At 51.1% G+C, this 16,221-nt stretch carries 12 protein-coding genes and 1 pseudogene; 12 read left to right on the top strand and 1 reads right to left on the bottom strand.

Features of this window, described 5'->3' with window-relative positions; genetic code table 11:
• Positions 1 to 40 precede the first annotated feature (40 nt).
• Positions 41 to 910, bottom strand: coding sequence for a LysR family transcriptional regulator (locus tag ACTG33_RS02655; RefSeq protein WP_439133635.1), 870 nt, complete (start codon positions 908 to 910; stop codon positions 41 to 43).
• Between the two features lie 208 nt (positions 911 to 1,118).
• On the opposite strand from ACTG33_RS02655, the gene leuC reads away from it, so the two are divergent.
• From leuC to ACTG33_RS02595, 12 genes and pseudogenes are all read left to right on the top strand, one after another.
• Complete coding sequence (leuC, locus tag ACTG33_RS02650; protein ID WP_439133633.1) at positions 1,119 to 2,549, top strand: 3-isopropylmalate dehydratase large subunit; 1,431 nt, start codon at positions 1,119 to 1,121, stop codon at positions 2,547 to 2,549.
• An 11-nt stretch (positions 2,550 to 2,560) separates the two neighbouring features.
• Positions 2,561 to 3,214, top strand: coding sequence for a 3-isopropylmalate dehydratase small subunit (gene leuD, locus ACTG33_RS02645; protein WP_439133632.1), 654 nt, complete (start codon positions 2,561 to 2,563; stop codon positions 3,212 to 3,214).
• A gap of 11 nt (positions 3,215 to 3,225) precedes the next feature.
• The gene (leuB, locus tag ACTG33_RS02640; RefSeq protein ID WP_439133630.1) at positions 3,226 to 4,314 is read left to right on the top strand and encodes a 3-isopropylmalate dehydrogenase; all 1,089 of its coding nucleotides are present in this window, start codon (positions 3,226 to 3,228) and stop codon (positions 4,312 to 4,314) included.
• 177 nt (positions 4,315 to 4,491) lie between these two features.
• Entirely contained in the window at positions 4,492 to 5,601 is a 1,110-nt protein-coding gene (asd, locus tag ACTG33_RS02635) for an aspartate-semialdehyde dehydrogenase (RefSeq protein WP_439133629.1), read from the top strand.
• Between the two features lie 480 nt (positions 5,602 to 6,081).
• Positions 6,082 to 9,381, top strand: coding sequence for a FimV/HubP family polar landmark protein (locus ACTG33_RS02630; protein WP_439133628.1), 3,300 nt, complete (start codon positions 6,082 to 6,084; stop codon positions 9,379 to 9,381).
• A 165-nt stretch (positions 9,382 to 9,546) separates the two neighbouring features.
• Entirely contained in the window at positions 9,547 to 10,449 is a 903-nt protein-coding gene (truA, locus tag ACTG33_RS02625) for a tRNA pseudouridine(38-40) synthase TruA (RefSeq protein WP_439133627.1), read from the top strand.
• Positions 10,450 to 10,608: 159 nt separating this feature from the next.
• Positions 10,609 to 11,232 carry a phosphoribosylanthranilate isomerase gene (locus ACTG33_RS02620; RefSeq protein ID WP_439133626.1) on the top strand — a complete coding sequence of 208 codons (624 nt, stop codon included), beginning with the start codon at positions 10,609 to 10,611 and terminating at the stop codon, positions 11,230 to 11,232.
• Positions 11,233 to 11,235: 3 nt separating this feature from the next.
• Entirely contained in the window at positions 11,236 to 12,462 is a 1,227-nt protein-coding gene (gene trpB / locus ACTG33_RS02615) for a tryptophan synthase subunit beta (protein ID WP_439133625.1), read from the top strand.
• A 6-nt stretch (positions 12,463 to 12,468) separates the two neighbouring features.
• Positions 12,469 to 13,281: a tryptophan synthase subunit alpha gene (trpA, locus tag ACTG33_RS02610; protein WP_439133624.1), complete on the top strand. Its 813-nt coding sequence runs from the start codon at positions 12,469 to 12,471 to the stop codon at positions 13,279 to 13,281.
• A gap of 130 nt (positions 13,282 to 13,411) precedes the next feature.
• The gene (accD, locus tag ACTG33_RS02605) at positions 13,412 to 14,275 is read left to right on the top strand and encodes an acetyl-CoA carboxylase, carboxyltransferase subunit beta (protein WP_439133623.1); all 864 of its coding nucleotides are present in this window, start codon (positions 13,412 to 13,414) and stop codon (positions 14,273 to 14,275) included.
• A 172-nt stretch (positions 14,276 to 14,447) separates the two neighbouring features.
• A complete protein-coding gene (gene folC, locus ACTG33_RS02600) occupies positions 14,448 to 15,719 on the top strand; it encodes a bifunctional tetrahydrofolate synthase/dihydrofolate synthase (RefSeq protein ID WP_439133622.1) in 1,272 nt (423 codons plus the stop codon).
• 107 nt (positions 15,720 to 15,826) lie between these two features.
• Positions 15,827 to 16,221, top strand: a pseudogene (locus ACTG33_RS02595) (hypothetical protein); the annotation flags it as partial.

Genomic DNA, 16,221 nt, shown 5'->3' with positions numbered 1-16,221 from the left:
TTTCGTCTGTCTTTTTTACGTTAACTATGTCTTTCTGGCTCTATCGCAATGCCTGCAAAAACGCGTTGGCGGCATTGCTTAAAGTTCTGTCTTTGTGATGAATACAGCCCAGCTGTCGGGTCAGTGACACCTGCTCGACGACGACGGGGCAAAGTTGATCATCGACCATGGTGTTGGGCAGGGCGCTCCAGCCGAGTCCAATGGACACCATCATTTTGATGGTTTCCAGGTAGTTGGTTGGCATGCTAATTCTGAGTTCACAATGGTTGCGCTCAAAAATTTGTTTTACCAGCTGTGTAGTGTGTGTGGTCGGATCCGGAAGAATGGCTGGATATTGGCTTAGTTGCGTTAATGTCGGCGCGACGGCAGATGCCAGAGGATGATCGGGCGCAACCACACACGACAGCGGGTCTTCCCACAACGGTATGGCTTCAATATTCATTGGCTGGTCGTAAGATAGTGTGATGATAGCCAGTTCGATTTCTCCGCGATTGATTGCCGCGTAAGCCTTTTCCGAATCCATAAAATCCAGCTCCAGCAAGACCTCCGGATAGCGTTGCGTGTAGGGTTTTAACACCTGCGGCAGGTAATGCAGGCCAATGTGGTGGCTGGTGGCTAACCTTAGACTTCCGCTTACACTCCCAGACAGGTTAGACAGTGCCAGTTCGGTATCACTGACGTCCTGCAGGATTTTATCGGCCTTCGGATACAGGGCTCGACCAGCCTCAGTGAGAGCAATCTTCCGGCCGATGCGGTCAAACAGGCGACAGTTCAATTGCTGCTCCAGTGACGAGATGCGTTTGCTGATGGCTGGCTGAGTCAGGTGTAGCTGTTCAGCGGCTTCCGTAAAGGACTCCAGACGAGCAACTGTGATAAAGGCTTTCAGGTGTTGGGTCTCCATAGATGGCATTTAAAGTCATTCCTTTAAGGAATGCAATTTATAAAAAAGATGAATTTGTCTTATTTGAGACTGGTTAGTAAAATGTCCAGGACAGTATGAATACGAGGCCGGATGTTTGGCTCAAGCCAAAAAGTACCGGTCCAATACAGCCGTTGATTCGGCTCAAAACAGTTAATTCAGTTCAAAACAATCGTTGATAGTACAAGTGAGGTTTCCAATGGCGGGTAAAACCCTCTACGACATGCTTTGGGATGCCCATCTCGTGAAAGAACGGGATGATGGCTCGGCGTTAATTTATATCGATCGCCACATTATTCACGAAGTGACGACACCTCAGGCATTTGAAGGTCTGCGTCTGGCTGGTCGCAAACCGTGGCGTGTGGACAGCATCCTGGCGACTCCGGATCACAACGTGCCCACCACCATCGTTGAGCGCGCCTCCGGGGTGGAGGGAATTGAAGATCCTGTGTCCCGCATTCAGGTTCAGACCCTCGATGATAACTGTGATGAATTCGGGATTGTTGAGTTCAAAATCAACGACAACCGTCAGGGTATCGTGCACGTGATCGGACCTGAAAGTGGTGCCTGTTTGCCGGGTATGACCGTTGTTTGTGGCGATTCTCACACTGCCACCAATGGTGCTTTAGGAGCTTTGGCCCACGGTATTGGGACCTCCGAAGTAGAGCATGTGATGGCAACCCAGTGTTTGGTGGCCAAGAAAATGAAAAACCTGCTGATCAAGGTTGATGGTCAGTTGGCTCCGGGCGTTACTTCCAAAGACGTGGTGTTGGCTATTATTGCTGAAATTGGTACCGCAGGCGGTACCGGCTACGCCATGGAGTTTGGTGGTCAGGTGTTCCGCGACATGTCGATGGAAGGTCGCATGACCGTTTGTAATATGGCCATTGAGGCTGGCGCCCGCGCCGGCATGGTGGCCGTGGATGATACGACCATTGATTACGTCAAGGGTCGTACCTTTGCGCCTAACGAAGCTCAGTGGGAAGAGGCCATCGCCAACTGGAAAGAATTGGTCAGCGATGCCGATGCTGAATTCGATAAGGTTGTTGAGATCGATGGCGCCAGCATAAAGCCACAAGTCAGCTGGGGTACGTCGCCGGAGATGGTGTTGCCAGTGGATGCCTGTGTTCCAGATCCGGTTAAAGAAGCGGATCCCGTGAAAAAGTCCGGTATCGAGCGTGCGCTGCAATACATGGGATTAACGGCGGGTCAGAAAATTACTGACATCTCCGTGGATCGCGTATTTATCGGTTCCTGCACTAACTCCCGCATTGAAGACATTCGTGCAGCTGCGGAAGTGGCCAAAGGCCGTCAGGTTGCCAGTTCAGTGATTCAGGCCATGGTGGTGCCCGGTTCAGGCCAGGTAAAAGCTCAGGCAGAGGCGGAAGGGCTGGATAAAATTCTGGTGGAGGCCGGTTTTGAATGGCGTGAGCCGGGATGTTCCATGTGTTTGGCCATGAATGCCGATAAACTGGGCAATGGTGAACACTGTGCGTCCACGTCGAACCGTAACTTTGAAGGTCGTCAGGGCTACGGCGGTCGTACCCACTTGGTGAGCCCGGCCATGGCTGCGGCTGCGGCGGTTGCCGGTCACTTTATCGATGTCCGTGATCTCACGGCTCAGGCATAAGGAGCAAACTGATGAAAAGCTTTACTCAGGTCACTGGCGTTGCCGCTCCTATGGATCGCGCCAATGTCGACACGGACATGATTATTCCGAAGAACTTTTTGAAGTCCATCAAGCGTACCGGTTTTGGTAAAAACCTGTTTGATGAGTTGCGCTATCTGGATGAAGGTTTGCCGGATCAGGATTGCAGCGGTCGTCCGCTGAATGAAGAGTTTCCGCTGAACTTTCCGCGCTATCAAGGGGCAAAAGTCCTGTTGGCTCGTGAAAATTTTGGCTGTGGTTCCAGTCGCGAGCACGCGCCCTGGGCTCTGGATGACTATGGTTTCCGAGCGATTATTGCGCCGAGTTTCGCGGATATTTTCTTTAATAACTCCTTCAAAAACGGGTTGTTGCCGATCATTTTGCCCGCCGAAGTGGTTGAGCAGTTGTTTCAGGAAATGTACGCCACCGAAGGTTACGAATTATCCATTGATTTGGCCGAGCAAGTGGTGAAAACCCCGTCTGGTGAAACTTTCAGTTTTGAAATTGACGAGTTCCGCAAGCACTGCCTGTTAAATGGTCTGGATGATATCGGTTTGACGTTAGAAGACGCCGATGCGATACGCGCCTATGAAGTAAAACGCAAGCAGCAAGCTCCATGGCTGTTTGGGGCCATCAAGCCCGCATAAGAGGAATTGAGATGAGTAAGAATGTACTGATCATGGAAGGGGACGGTATCGGCCCTGAGATTATCGCTGAAGCCCGCAAAGTGCTGGAAGCGGTGAATGACAAAGACGGACTGGGTCTGGATTTTGTGGAGGGCATGCTGGGTGGCCGCGCATACGACAAGCATGGCCATCCTTACCCCGAGGAGACCCGTGAAAAAGCGCGCGCAGCAGACGCGATTCTGTTTGGTTCTGTCGGTGGTCCTCAGTGGGATGGCAAAACTGAGCGTCATCTGCGTCCCGAGGCTGGCTTGCTGGACATTCGTTCCGATCTGGATCTGTTCGCCAATCTGCGTCCGGCCATTACGTTTGAGCAGTTGGCGGATGCGTCGCCACTGAAACCTGAGCTGGTTGCCGGTTTGGATATCCTTATCGTGCGTGAGCTGACGGGCGGTATCTATTTCGGTGGCCCGCGCGGTGTCCGCACTCTGGAAAATGGTGAGCGTCAGGGTTTCAATACCGATGTTTACAGCGAATCTGAAATTCGTCGAATTGGTAAGGTCGCGTTCGATGCGGCGCAGAAACGTGGCAAGAAGGTTTGCTCTGTTGATAAAGCCAACGTCATGGAAGTGTCAGTGTTGTGGCGCGAAATCATGGAAGAGGTGGCCAAAGATTATCCGGATGTCGAGTTGAGTCACATGTATGTGGATAACGCGGCCATGCAGTTGGTTGTGAATCCCAAGCAGTTCGACGTTATGGTAACTGGCAACCTGTTTGGGGACATCCTGTCGGATGAAGCTTCCATGCTGACCGGCTCGATAGGCATGCTGCCATCAGCTTCTCTGAATGAAGGCAGTCAGGGCTTTTATGAGCCATCCCATGGCTCCGCACCGGATATTGCCGGGCAGGGTGTCGCTAACCCGTTAGCCACCATCATGTCCGCGGCCATGTTGTTGCGATACTCAATTGGAGCGGGTGAGTCGGCTAATCGTGTGGAAGCTGCTGTGTCCCAGGTGCTGGATCAGGGGTTGCGCACCGGAGATATTATGTCGGAAGGCATGACACAGGTCTCTACCGCTGAAATGGGTGACGCCGTGGTTAAGGCATTGCTGGCAGAGAGTTGATTTTTCGGTAGTTGCTTCATGAGAGCGACAACTTTAAATCAACTCCGGAAGTCGGAGTGGCCGAGGCTTTGGCTGTCTTGCCAGGGTCGGATCCAGGCTGCTCCGGCATTCTTTTCTCAGGTGTGTTATTATTTTACTTCTTATTTTTCCACTTTCAGACGTAATTGAGAGGGTACGATGCGTGTAGGTTTTGTAGGTTGGCGTGGCATGGTTGGCTCCGTATTGATGGAGCGGATGTTGGCAGAAAACGATTTTGCTGATATCGAGCCAATATTCTTTACGACTTCTAATGTAGGAGGGCAGGGGCCTGCCATTGGTAAGGATATTCCTGCTCTGAAAGACGCGCGCGACATTAAAGAATTGGCTGCCATGGATGCGATTGTGTCCTGTCAGGGGGGCGATTACACCAAATCTGTTTTTGCAGATCTGCGTGCCAGTGGCTGGAAGGGTTACTGGATTGACGCGGCCTCCAGTCTGCGGATGGCCAATGATGCCATCATTGTTCTGGATCCAGTCAATCAGAACGTGATTAAAGACGGACTGACCAACGGGGTAAAAAACTTCATTGGCGGAAACTGTACCGTCAGCTTGATGCTGATGGGGCTGGGTGGTTTGTTTAAAGCCGATATGATCGAGTGGGTTTCCGCTATGACGTATCAGGCTGCCAGTGGTGCCGGTGCTCAGAATATGCGTGAGTTGATCTCGCAGATGGGTGCTTTGCGTGACTCAGTGGCACCTGAATTGGCTGATCCAGCCAGCGCTATTCTGGAGATCGATCGTAAAATTGCGGACACCATGCGCAGTGACGGTTTCCCCACAGATCAGTTTGGTCATCCGCTCGCCGGCAGTTTGCTGCCATTTATCGACACTCAGCTGGATAATGGCCAGAGTCGTGAAGAGTGGAAGGCGCAGGCTGAAACCAACAAGATTCTGGGGCGCAGTGACTCCATAATTCCTATCGATGGCACGTGTGTGCGTATTGGTGCCATGCGCTGCCACAGCCAGGCTCTGACTATCAAGCTGAAGCAAGACGTTCCTTTGATTGAGGTTGAGTCGATCCTGTCGGAAGGTAATGAATGGGCCAAGTTTGTACCCAATGACCGCGATGCTACTCTGCGTGAGCTGACGCCTACCAAGGTTACAGGCACTTTGTCTGTACCCGTTGGTCGTTTGCGTAAAATGAATATGGGTCCTGAGTACCTGAATGCCTTTACCGTTGGTGATCAGCTGCTTTGGGGGGCCGCAGAGCCTCTGCGCCGTATGTTGCGTATCCTGATCGAAGCTTAAGCTTGTCTGATCTTTACTCCGGCAGGGTGTTTTGCCCTGCGGAGTACTGTTACATCCTGCCCTCTGGTCGTTGATATTCGCTGTTTCCTCTCCTGCTCTTCTTCTGTGTCCCGTTCGTCATAAAGCCCTTTGCCCGGCAGTGCTTTTGTTTTATCCTGACGCTGAAAGTGCTATTTGTGATCAATTCCCCCTGCTTGCTGTCAAGATGCCTGCTTGGAAAAATGAGGTGTGCGTCAAGTTATGAGTGCAAAGCGCTAGCCATGAATGGCGGGAGGCTGGGCGTGTTGTTGATAAAAAGCTATTTATAATGAATACTTACGACCATTAGTGAAGATCTGTTCGAGGTTTGGGTGTTGCCTGAGTCTCAAGAAATCGTCAACAGAGTCGTAGTCGGGTTCACCTGAGCCATGCCGATACGGATATCGGAACAAATAATGGGGTGGCACTTGGGGGCCAGGGAGATAATAAAAGGAACGTTCTATGCGTCTTCGTAAGCTGGCGTTAGCAGTAGGTCTTGCAGGTACTATGGGTGCCCAATTGGCCAGCGCACTTGGTTTGGGTGAAATAAGGTTACAGTCCAGACTGAATGAACCTCTGACTGCAGAAATTAAGCTGTTACAGGTTCGTGATCTGACAAAAAGTGAGATTCTGGTCGATCTTGCCTCTAACGATGACTTTCAGCGAGCCGGAATTGACCGGGTCTTTTTTCTGACCGATCTGCGTTTTGAAATTGATCTTAATTCGCCATCGGGGCCTGTTATCCGGGTGACCAGCAAAAAGCCGGTTAAAGAACCCTATTTGAATTTCCTGTTAGAGAGCCAGTGGCCAAACGGGCGTATCCTCAGGGAATATACCCTGTTGATGGATTTGCCAACGTTTTCTGACCAGAAGGCTGCTCCGGTTCAGAGTGCGCGTTCTTCCTCCGGTACTACTTCAAGCCGTTCGACACCAGCTCGGAATACACCGCCAGCTGGGCAGCAACCTTCCTCCGGAGCATCGTCCCGCAGCAGCGCTCCCGCCTATCAGGGAGATGTCTATGGTCCGGTAGGTTCAAGTGACACCTTGTGGGAGATCGCTTTAAAGGTTCGCCCCAATCGGCAGTATTCGGTTCAGCAGACCATGTTGGCCATTCAGCGCTTAAACCCCGAAGCTTTTATCAACGGCAATATTAATCTTTTGCGCAAAGGTCAGGTGCTGCGAGTTCCTACTGGCAACGATATTGATAATATCCAGGCTCGACAAGCTGTCAGCGAAGTTGCTCAGCAAAATTCCGAGTGGTCCGGTTATGCCGGTGGGCCGCAACTGGAAGGCAGCAAGCGTCAACAATCTACCTCAGGCAGTCAGCAGGAAGGTGTCTCCGGCCGTTTGACGGTTGCCGGTGCGGATACTTCTGAATCCATGCAGGCTGGACGAGCTGCGGGTGAAGTGGGTGGTGACACTGCCTCCCTTCAAAATGAGCTGGCCATCTCCCAGGAAGAATTGGACCGTTCTCGTCGTGAAAACGCGGAATTGAAAGATCGCGTGGCGGAAATGGAAGATCAGATTGAGACCATGGAGCGCTTGCTGGAAGTTTCCAGTGAAGAGCTCCAGGCTTTACAGCAGCAGGCCGCGTCCAGTTCGTCTGAAGACCAGCAAGATATTGCTCAACAGTCTGCCGATTCCCAGGCTGCGGCACCGCAATCGGTAGAGCAAAGTAAAGCTCCAGCCGCAGAAACTAAGCCGCAGGCCACTAAGCCGGTAGATTCTTCGAAGGTTGTTCGTTCAGCTAAGCCGAAAGAGCCTTCGTTTATGGATATGGTCATGGACAATATCCTGTATATCGGCGGCGCTATTGTTGCAATTCTGGCTGGTTTGTTCTTGCTCTTGCGTCGTCGTAGCAACGAAGATGAAGAGGCCGAAGGTTATACCCCGTCAGCGCCTGTCGCTCAACCAGAAGAGCCCGAAGCTGATATTGATGCGGCAATTGAATCCGGTGTTGCAGACGACTTTGATATGGACAACGAAGACGTTGACCTGTCTGAAGAGGATGAGCTGATGACGGCTGCCCCTACGGAATCCCAAACTGGGGATGCTGTGGGTGAGGCAGACATTTATATCGCTTATGGCAAGTTCGATCAGGCTGAAGAGATGTTGCAAAACGCTCTGGAGCAAGATTCGAATAATACCGCGGCTCGTCTGAAGTTGATGGAGGTTTATCTCGAGACTCAGGATCTTGATAAATTTGATCAGCAATATAGTGAAGTCAGTGCGCTGGGGGATGCCTCAGCTATTGCGAGAGCTGACGACCTGAGAGAGCAGTTTGCGGACGCTCCGGCGTACACTGAAGATACCGGTAATGATTTCTCGCTGGGCAACGAAGAGTTTGAGTTGGACCTCAATGATGCGGAAGTCGGTGATTCCGAGGTTGGATCTGATGAGGAACTTCTTAGCTTGTCAGATGAGGCTGAAAATCCTCTAGAGAGCGAAACTGGCGATTCAGAGTTCTCGATTGGAGAGGACTTTAGTCTGAGCTTTGAGTCAGAACTGACCTCAACAGATCGTGACACTATGTCCGATGAGTCCGATGAGTCCGACGATGAGTTTGTGTTGGACTTTGATGATACCGAGTCTCTGAGTGACGAGAGTTTTGATCTGGAGTTAGACGAAGGGGCGTCAGGAGAGGACTCTCTTGAGCTTGAGTTGTCTGATGCGCCAGAGGGTACCAATTTCCTATCCGATTCTACAGCAGACTCCACTAATGAAGATGCTGACAGCGAAGAGCTGACTTTTGATCTGGCGGAAGACGATTCCGAGCCTTTGACTCTGGACTTGCCGGAAGGCGACGATGAGTTGGCAGCTGATGAGCTGGATCTGGAATTGGATTCTTCTGATGATGATGGAGACGCGTTTGATCTGGATATGGACGATATGGATCTCGCGGCTTTGGATGAAGAGGTTAGTGCTCTCTCAGAGAATATGGATTTTGCCGGAGAAGAGTTTGGTTCTGATGATGCTTCAGGGGAGGGCGATGCCCTGAACCTTGAAGGTGATGAGCTAAGCCTTGAAGATGTTGAAAGCAGTGACTTTGATGCCAGCACCCTGGAGTTTGATAGTGCAGAGGGTGACGAGCTTTCTCTGGAGTTAGGGGATATCGAAGGGCTGGATGATTCCGGGAAGCTGGAAGAGACCGAGAGCTTGGCTGGTGCTAGCAGTACCGAAGATTCAGAGCTGACTTTAGATACCCTGGATTTTGATGCCGATCTGGAAGATGGCGGCAAGGGAGCGGATAGCGACTTTGATCTGCAGTTGGAAGGGTTGGATTCTGAGCTGGAAAGCCTGGATTCGGAAGCCGTTACCGATGAGCTGGTATCTTCTGAAGATGATGCCTCTGAGCTCTCTCTGGACGATGTTCCCACCCTCGAAGACGAGGCTGTAGAGTCGGCGGCTGTTTCTGAAGATGCCAATGAAAGTGAAGAGTTCGATTTGGCGGCTGACCTCGGGCTTGATGCGGATGATTTCGCAGAGTCAGATGCCTCTGAAGACGATGTATTCACCGAAGCTATGTCTGATTTGCCAACGCCTGAAGATGTGATGGATGGCGACATGAGCGATGAAGACTTTGATGCTGAGCTGGATTTCCTGGCCGACACCGATGAAGCGGCAACCAAGCTTGATTTAGCCCGTGCCTATATCGATATGGGTGATCAGGATGGCGCCAAAGATATCTTGGGTGAGGTAGTTGTTGAAGGTAATGATGTGCAGAAAAAAGAAGCTGAAGAGCTTTTGACCCGTATCGGCTAATTACCTCGTAATAATATCTTGTAGTAATTATCGATGACAGTCAGGCCTTGTGTACAATGTACACAAGGCCTTTTTCATTGTCAGGGGTTTAACCTTTTTGATTGGTAAGGGCTTAAATTGCGCCCTTTATAACTGTTGTTTACTCATTGGTTGTGTTTTCCAAGAATGTCAGAAATCTACCCTCCTCGACAAAAACCTTATTCGCGCAATGCAGAAATTCTGGAAGAAGGGGTGTTTCCGGAAGGTATGCAGCGGGTAGCGTTGTGCATTGAATATAATGGAGCGTCGTTCCATGGTTTTCAAAAGCAACCGACTGGTGTGGATACGGTGCAAGCCAGGCTTGAGGCCGCCTTATCACAGGTCGCTGATGAGATTGTTACGCTGGTGTGCGCCGGGCGCACTGATACAGGAGTGCACGGCACCAATCAGGTAGTGCACTTCGATACGGTCGCTGTTCGACCTTTAAAGGCCTGGACTCGTGGAGTAAATGCACTTCTGCCAAACAGTGTCAGTGTAAAGTGGGCGCAAAAAGTGACTCCTTATTTCCATGCCCGCTTCAGTGCCCGTTTTCGCACTTATCGCTACATCATTGCCAACACACCTTCACGCCCGGCTCTAGGGTATGAGCAAATGACCTGGGTGCGTGAAGCTGTCGATGAATTATCGATGTGGCGAGCGGCACAGGCTTTGGTGGGGAAGCATGATTTTACCTCATACCGGGCTTCTCAATGCCAGGCTCACAGTCCGGTCCGTCATATTCACTACCTGGATATCGCCCGCAGGGGAGATCTGATCGTGGTGGAGATTCAGGCCAATGCGTTTCTGCATCATATGGTTCGGAACATCATGGGTGTGTTGTTGTCGATTGGTGTGGGCGATCAGCCGGTAGAGTGGGCGGCAGAGGTGTTAGCTGCTCGTGATCGTCGCAAGGCTGGCGTGACAGCGAAGCCCAATGGCCTGCACTTGGTGGACATCGACTATCCAGGGCATTTTGATTTGCCGGTGACCTTGCCGGGACCTTGTTTCTTTGGTGAAAGGCTCGGTGAATTTCGGGCTCAAGAGGCTTGAATACAGTATTTTCAGGCCGCATCTGGTAATATCCACCTCTTTGTTTAAAAGCGGTAGCGAGTTGTTATTTAAAGGCATTAGCGAGTTGAAAGCTCAGCTGGCAGGCTTGTATACCCGGTGTTCAACAGCGCTGCTGAACACGGAGACGTAAGGTAGACTATGCATTCTCAGGTTCGTGTCAAAATTTGTGGCATCACTTCGACAGCCGATGCCGAGGCAGCTGTTAGTGCGGGTGCGGATGCTATTGGCCTGGTTTTTTACCGCAAGAGTCCGAGAGCGGTCACCGTGGAGCAGGCAGCGGAAATTGCCCGTGAGGTCGGGCCTTTCGTCACGGTTGTGGGGCTGTTTGTGAATGCAGAGACTGAATTTGTCACCGATGTACTTAACCACGTACCGCTCCATGTGTTGCAATTCCACGGCGATGAAAGTGAAGAATATTGTCAGCAGTTTCAACGTCCGTATTTAAAAGCATTACGTATGAAGGATGATCTTGATGTACCAAAAGCGATGGCGAAGTTCACTTCTGCGGTAGGTGTTTTACTGGATGCTTACCGCCCAGGTGTTCCCGGAGGAACAGGGGAAACCTTTGATTGGCAGCGTGTACCCACTCAGAGCTCTATGCCGGTGGTGCTCGCGGGAGGGCTCAACCCGGAGAATGTTGCAACAGCTGTTGAGTCCACACAGGTCTATGGTGTCGATGTCAGCGGTGGCGTAGAAGCGTCGCCGGGCAAAAAAGACACCGAAAAAATGTTGGCGTTTGTTCGCCATGCGAAGCGGAGATAAGCAGTGAGTGATGTAGAGAAAAAATCGGCTGTAAACTATTCCCAATTTCCAGATTCAAAAGGGCACTTTGGCGTATACGGTGGACGCTTTGTGTCTGAGACATTGATGCCTGCTCTGGATGAGCTGGAGAAAATGTACAACCACTTAAAAGACGATCCGGACTTTCAGGCCGAGTTTGATAAAGATTTGGCCCACTATGTTGGACGTCCATCCCCGCTGTATCACGCTGAGCGTTGGAGTAATCGGTTGGGTGGTGCACAAATTTACCTTAAGCGTGAGGATTTAAACCACACCGGTGCTCACAAGGTCAATAACACCATCGGTCAGGCTTTGTTGGCAAAATACAGCGGTAAGAGCCGTATTATTGCTGAGACTGGCGCGGGACAGCATGGCGTAGCGTCTGCGACGGTAGCTGCCCGTCTGGGTTTGAAATGCGAAGTGTATATGGGCGCAGAGGATGTTCAGCGTCAATCGTTGAACGTTTACCGTATGAAGCTGTTGGGCGCTACTGTTCATCCCGTGGAGTCTGGCTCTCGTACACTGAAAGACGCGATGAACGAAGCCATGCGTGACTGGGTGACCAATGTTGACGATACCTTTTACATTATTGGCACTGTTGCCGGACCTCATCCTTACCCGAAATTAGTACGTGATTTTCAGTGTGTGATTGGACGTGAGGCGCGCGAACAGTGTTTGGCTCAGGCTGGCAAGTTGCCCGATGCTCTGGTGGCCTGTGTCGGTGGAGGTTCCAACGCGATTGGTTTGTTTCACCCCTTCCTGGAGGACGAAGATGTCAAAATATACGGTGTTGAAGCCGGTGGCCATGGCGTCGAAACAGGTAAGCATGCTGCGCCATTAAATGATGGTATACCAGGTGTTCTGCACGGTAATCGAACGTATTTGATGGAAGACGAGAACGGTCAGATTATTGAGACGCATTCGGTATCTGCAGGTTTGGATTATCCGGGCGTGGGGCCTGAGCATGCATGGTTAAAAGATATTGGTCGCGCGAACTATGTGGCGATCAATGATGGTGAGGCGATGGCAGCTTTCCGTGAGTTGACCCGTGTTGAAGGTATCATGCCTGCTCTGGAAACCAGTCATGCGCTGGCGTACGCGGCTAAATTGGCTCCTACCATGGATAAAGATCAGGTGATTGTGGTGAATCTGTCTGGACGTGGTGATAAGGATATTTTGACGGTTGCAGCGATCGACGGCATTAAGGTGTAAAAATTGATGAATCGTATAACAGCGCGTTTGGCTGAAGCCAAGCAAAAGGGGCGCAAAGCGCTCGTGACTTATATTGTCAATGGTGATCCGGTGCCGGATGCTACACTGACAACTATGCACGCCATGGTTGCTGCAGGTGTTGATATTATTGAGTTGGGTGTGCCGTTTTCGGACCCCATGGCGGAAGGTCCGGTTATTGCGCTCGGGCACGAGCGGGCTCTGGCTAATAAGACCTCACTGAAGTCTACAATGGCCGTGGTCAAGGCGTTTCGCGAAACGAATAATGACACGCCAGTGGTATTGATGGGGTACGCCAATCCGGTAGAACGGATGGGCTATGAGTCCTTCGCTATACAGGCTAGTGAAGCCGGTGTTGATGGCTTGCTGACGGTGGATTTACCCCCGGAAGAAGCGGCAACACTCAATATAGAACTGAAAAAGTGTGGCATTGAAAATATCTTTTTACTGGCGCCGACCACAAATCGCGAAAGAGCCCAGAGCATTATTGATTTGGCCAGTGGCTTTTTGTATTACGTGTCACTGAAAGGCGTGACGGGCGCAGGGCATTTAGATGTTGCGTCTGTTGAGTCCAAGCTGACAGAGTTGCGTGAATTAACCGATCTGCCCATCTGTGTTGGTTTTGGCATTAAAGATGCGGCGACAGCAAAACTGATCGGTCAGTACGCCGATGGCGCTGTGGTTGGGAGCTTGTTAGTGGAACAAATGGGCGCCATGGCTGATGAGTCACCTGAAAATATAGCCGCAGCTGTTGTCGAATTGATTGCACCGATTCGTGCAGGGCTGGATGAGTTGTCTTAACGGATTGGGCTGATGACGCTAGTTTAGTTCAAGACTGGTTTAGGCCCAAGACACTGGTTTAGGCTCAAGACACTGTTAGCTAAATAAGAACACACACCTAAGATTATCTAAAATTAAGGGACCCGACATTATGAGTTGGTTAGATAAGATTGTTCCTAATGTAGTGCGCTCATCGCGTTCACGCGGTCAAAGTAAAGTACCTGAAGGCTTGTGGAAAAAGTGCGTTAAATGCAGTTCGGTCCTGTATCGTCCTGAGCTTGAGCGCAATCTGGACGTCTGCCCGAAATGTGATCACCACATGCGTATCGGTGCTCGTAAGCGTCTGGATATTTTCCTGGACGAGGAAAATCGTGAAGAGCTGGCAGTGGATGTTGAGCCCATTGATCGTCTGAAATTTAAAGACATTAAAAAGTACAAAGATCGACTGACGGCTGCTCAGAAGACTACCGGCGAAAAAGATGCTCTGGTCGCTATGCGCGGTGAGTTGAATGGTCAGCCTGTGGTGGCAGTAGCCTTCGAATTTGCCTTTCACGGCGGTTCTATGGGGTACGCGGTGGGTGAGAAATTTACCCGCGCGGCTCAATTGGCTCTGACTGAAGATATTCCACTGGTTTGCTTTTCTGCAACGGGTGGGGCGCGCATGCAGGAAGCTTTGATTTCTCTGATGCAGATGGCCAAAACCAGTGCCGTAATTGAACGCCTCAAGCAGCAGGGAACACCTTATATCTCCATCATGACCGATCCTGTGTATGGTGGTGTTTCTGCCAGCCTGGCTCTGCTGGGTGATATCAATGCTGCTGAACCCGGTGCCCGTGCGGGGTTTGCTGGCCCTAACATCATTGAGCAAACCATTCGCCAGAAATTACCCAAAGGGTTTCAGCGCAGCGAGTTCCTGTTGGAGCATGGCGCTATCGATATGATCATTTCACGTCACGATATGCGTGAAAAGGTGGGTGGTCTGCTGGCCAAGTTTATGCAGCGTCCTGCGGCATAAACTTGTCCCTGCAGCATAAGCTGAAAGCTCAACAGCCCCGGTTTCTTCAGACAGGTCTGTTGAGCAAGAAGGCGTTAATTCTTCGTGAAACGTATTAAACTAGCCCCTTCCCAGGGGCTTTTTTATTGGCCTCGATTTTTATGTTTGGGTTGCACCGGGTACGGAAGGTTTAATGAGATACACAGAATTAAGTGATTGGTTGCGCTGGCAAGAAGGCTTGCATAGCTCCGAAATTGATATGGGGCTGGAGCGGGTCCGTGCTGTGGCAGAGAAAATGGGGCTGCTTCAGCCCAAAGCCAGAGTGATCTCGGTCGCAGGAACCAATGGTAAAGGATCTTGTGTCGCCACTCTGGAGGCTTTGTGCCTGTCTCAGGGTTTGACTGTCGGCGCTTTTACCTCCCCCCATCTGTTGCGCTATAACGAACGCATCCGGGTAAACGGCCAGGAAGTTGCAGATTCATGTATTTGTGAATCCTTTGAGCGTATAGACCAAGCTCGAGGGGGGATCTCATTGACCTATTTTGAATTCGGCACCCTCGCAGCCATTGATATTTTCCAACAGAAAGGCGTCGATGTGATGGCGCTGGAAGTCGGTTTGGGTGGTCGTTTGGATGCGGTGAACATTATGGATGCGGATGTAGCCATTGTGACATCCATCGCACTGGATCATCAGGATTGGCTGGGTTCCGATATCGGTGTTATTGGGCATGAAAAAGCCGGTATTTACCGTTCTGACCGTTGGGCCATTTGCGCGGACCCGCAGGCTCCAGCTACCGTTGCTGATTATGCTCATGACATAGGTGCTTATTGGGTGTCTATGGGGATGTCATTGAATGTCACAGTCGCAGACAGTGGGGAACAATGGGATTGGCAAGGCGTCACAGAAGAGGGTGAATTGCTGCACTGCTCAGAGCTGCCGTTGCCCCAGTTACCTCTGCCCAGTGTCGCTGCGGCTCTGCAAGGGTTTGTGTTGCTAGGCGAGAGGATACCCGGCAGCTTATCCTCATTGTTAACCAGCCTTCGCTTGTCAGGAAGGGCTCAGAAAGTTGTTTATAACGGCGGGCACTATCTGCTGGATGTTGCTCACAATCCGGCAGCGGCAGAGTTGCTGGCCGGGCGGCTGGCGGCAAATCCTTGTGAAGGCGTGACCTACGGTTTGGTTGCCATGATGAAGGATAAAGATCGCCTGGGGGTATTCTCGGCCTTAACATCAGAGGTCTGGCAGTGGCATGTGACCGATTTGAGTGATAATCCCCGAGCGGCAAGCAGTGCCTTATTACAAGATGACTTGAGGCAGTTGGGTTGTGATGCAGAGGTTCATCCCAGCGTTACGGCGGCCTTGACTCAGTTGGCCTCCAGAATCGGGCCGACTGATCGGGTGGTGATTATGGGTTCCTTTTTTACGGTGGCTGAGGCATTGTCTGTACTGGCGGGTGGCGCGTAAAGTTGCTGTGTTGTCTGTGGCTGATTAATAGGTTTTGGATTTGTAATAAAATAAGGCAGTTAGACCTAGATTCTAATGCTGATTCTTAACAAGGGAAAGGTTGATTCGTGGACGATGGTTTAAAGCAACGATTGGTCGGGGCGCTGGTATTGCTGGCGCTGGGGGTTCTGTTTGTGCCCATTTTGTTCGAGCCGGAGAATCGCCCGACCGTGGATCGCACCTCTCAAATTCCAGCGGCTCCGCAAATTGAACCGATGCAGGTGAACGAACCTGTTCGAAATCCCGATATTCAGCCGATAAAACAGGCCGACCAACAATACCAACTGCTTCCCGAAGACGAAGCTCGGGAGCAGAGCGTTCCTGCCGAGACTGTTGCTGCGGTAGAGCCAAAACCAAAAGCTGAACCTGATCCAAAGCCCTCGCCAGATCTGGTGTCCAGGCAAGCTGAGCCTGGCAGAGAGGTGTTAAATAAAGACGGGGTTCCAAAAGCCTGGTTGGTTCA

The organism is Pseudomaricurvus sp., assembly GCF_965662505.1.
Classification (GTDB): domain Bacteria; phylum Pseudomonadota; class Gammaproteobacteria; order Pseudomonadales; family Cellvibrionaceae; genus Pseudomaricurvus.
Note: the sequence above shows the minus strand (reverse complement) of the source record. Positions and strands in the feature narration are given on the sequence as shown.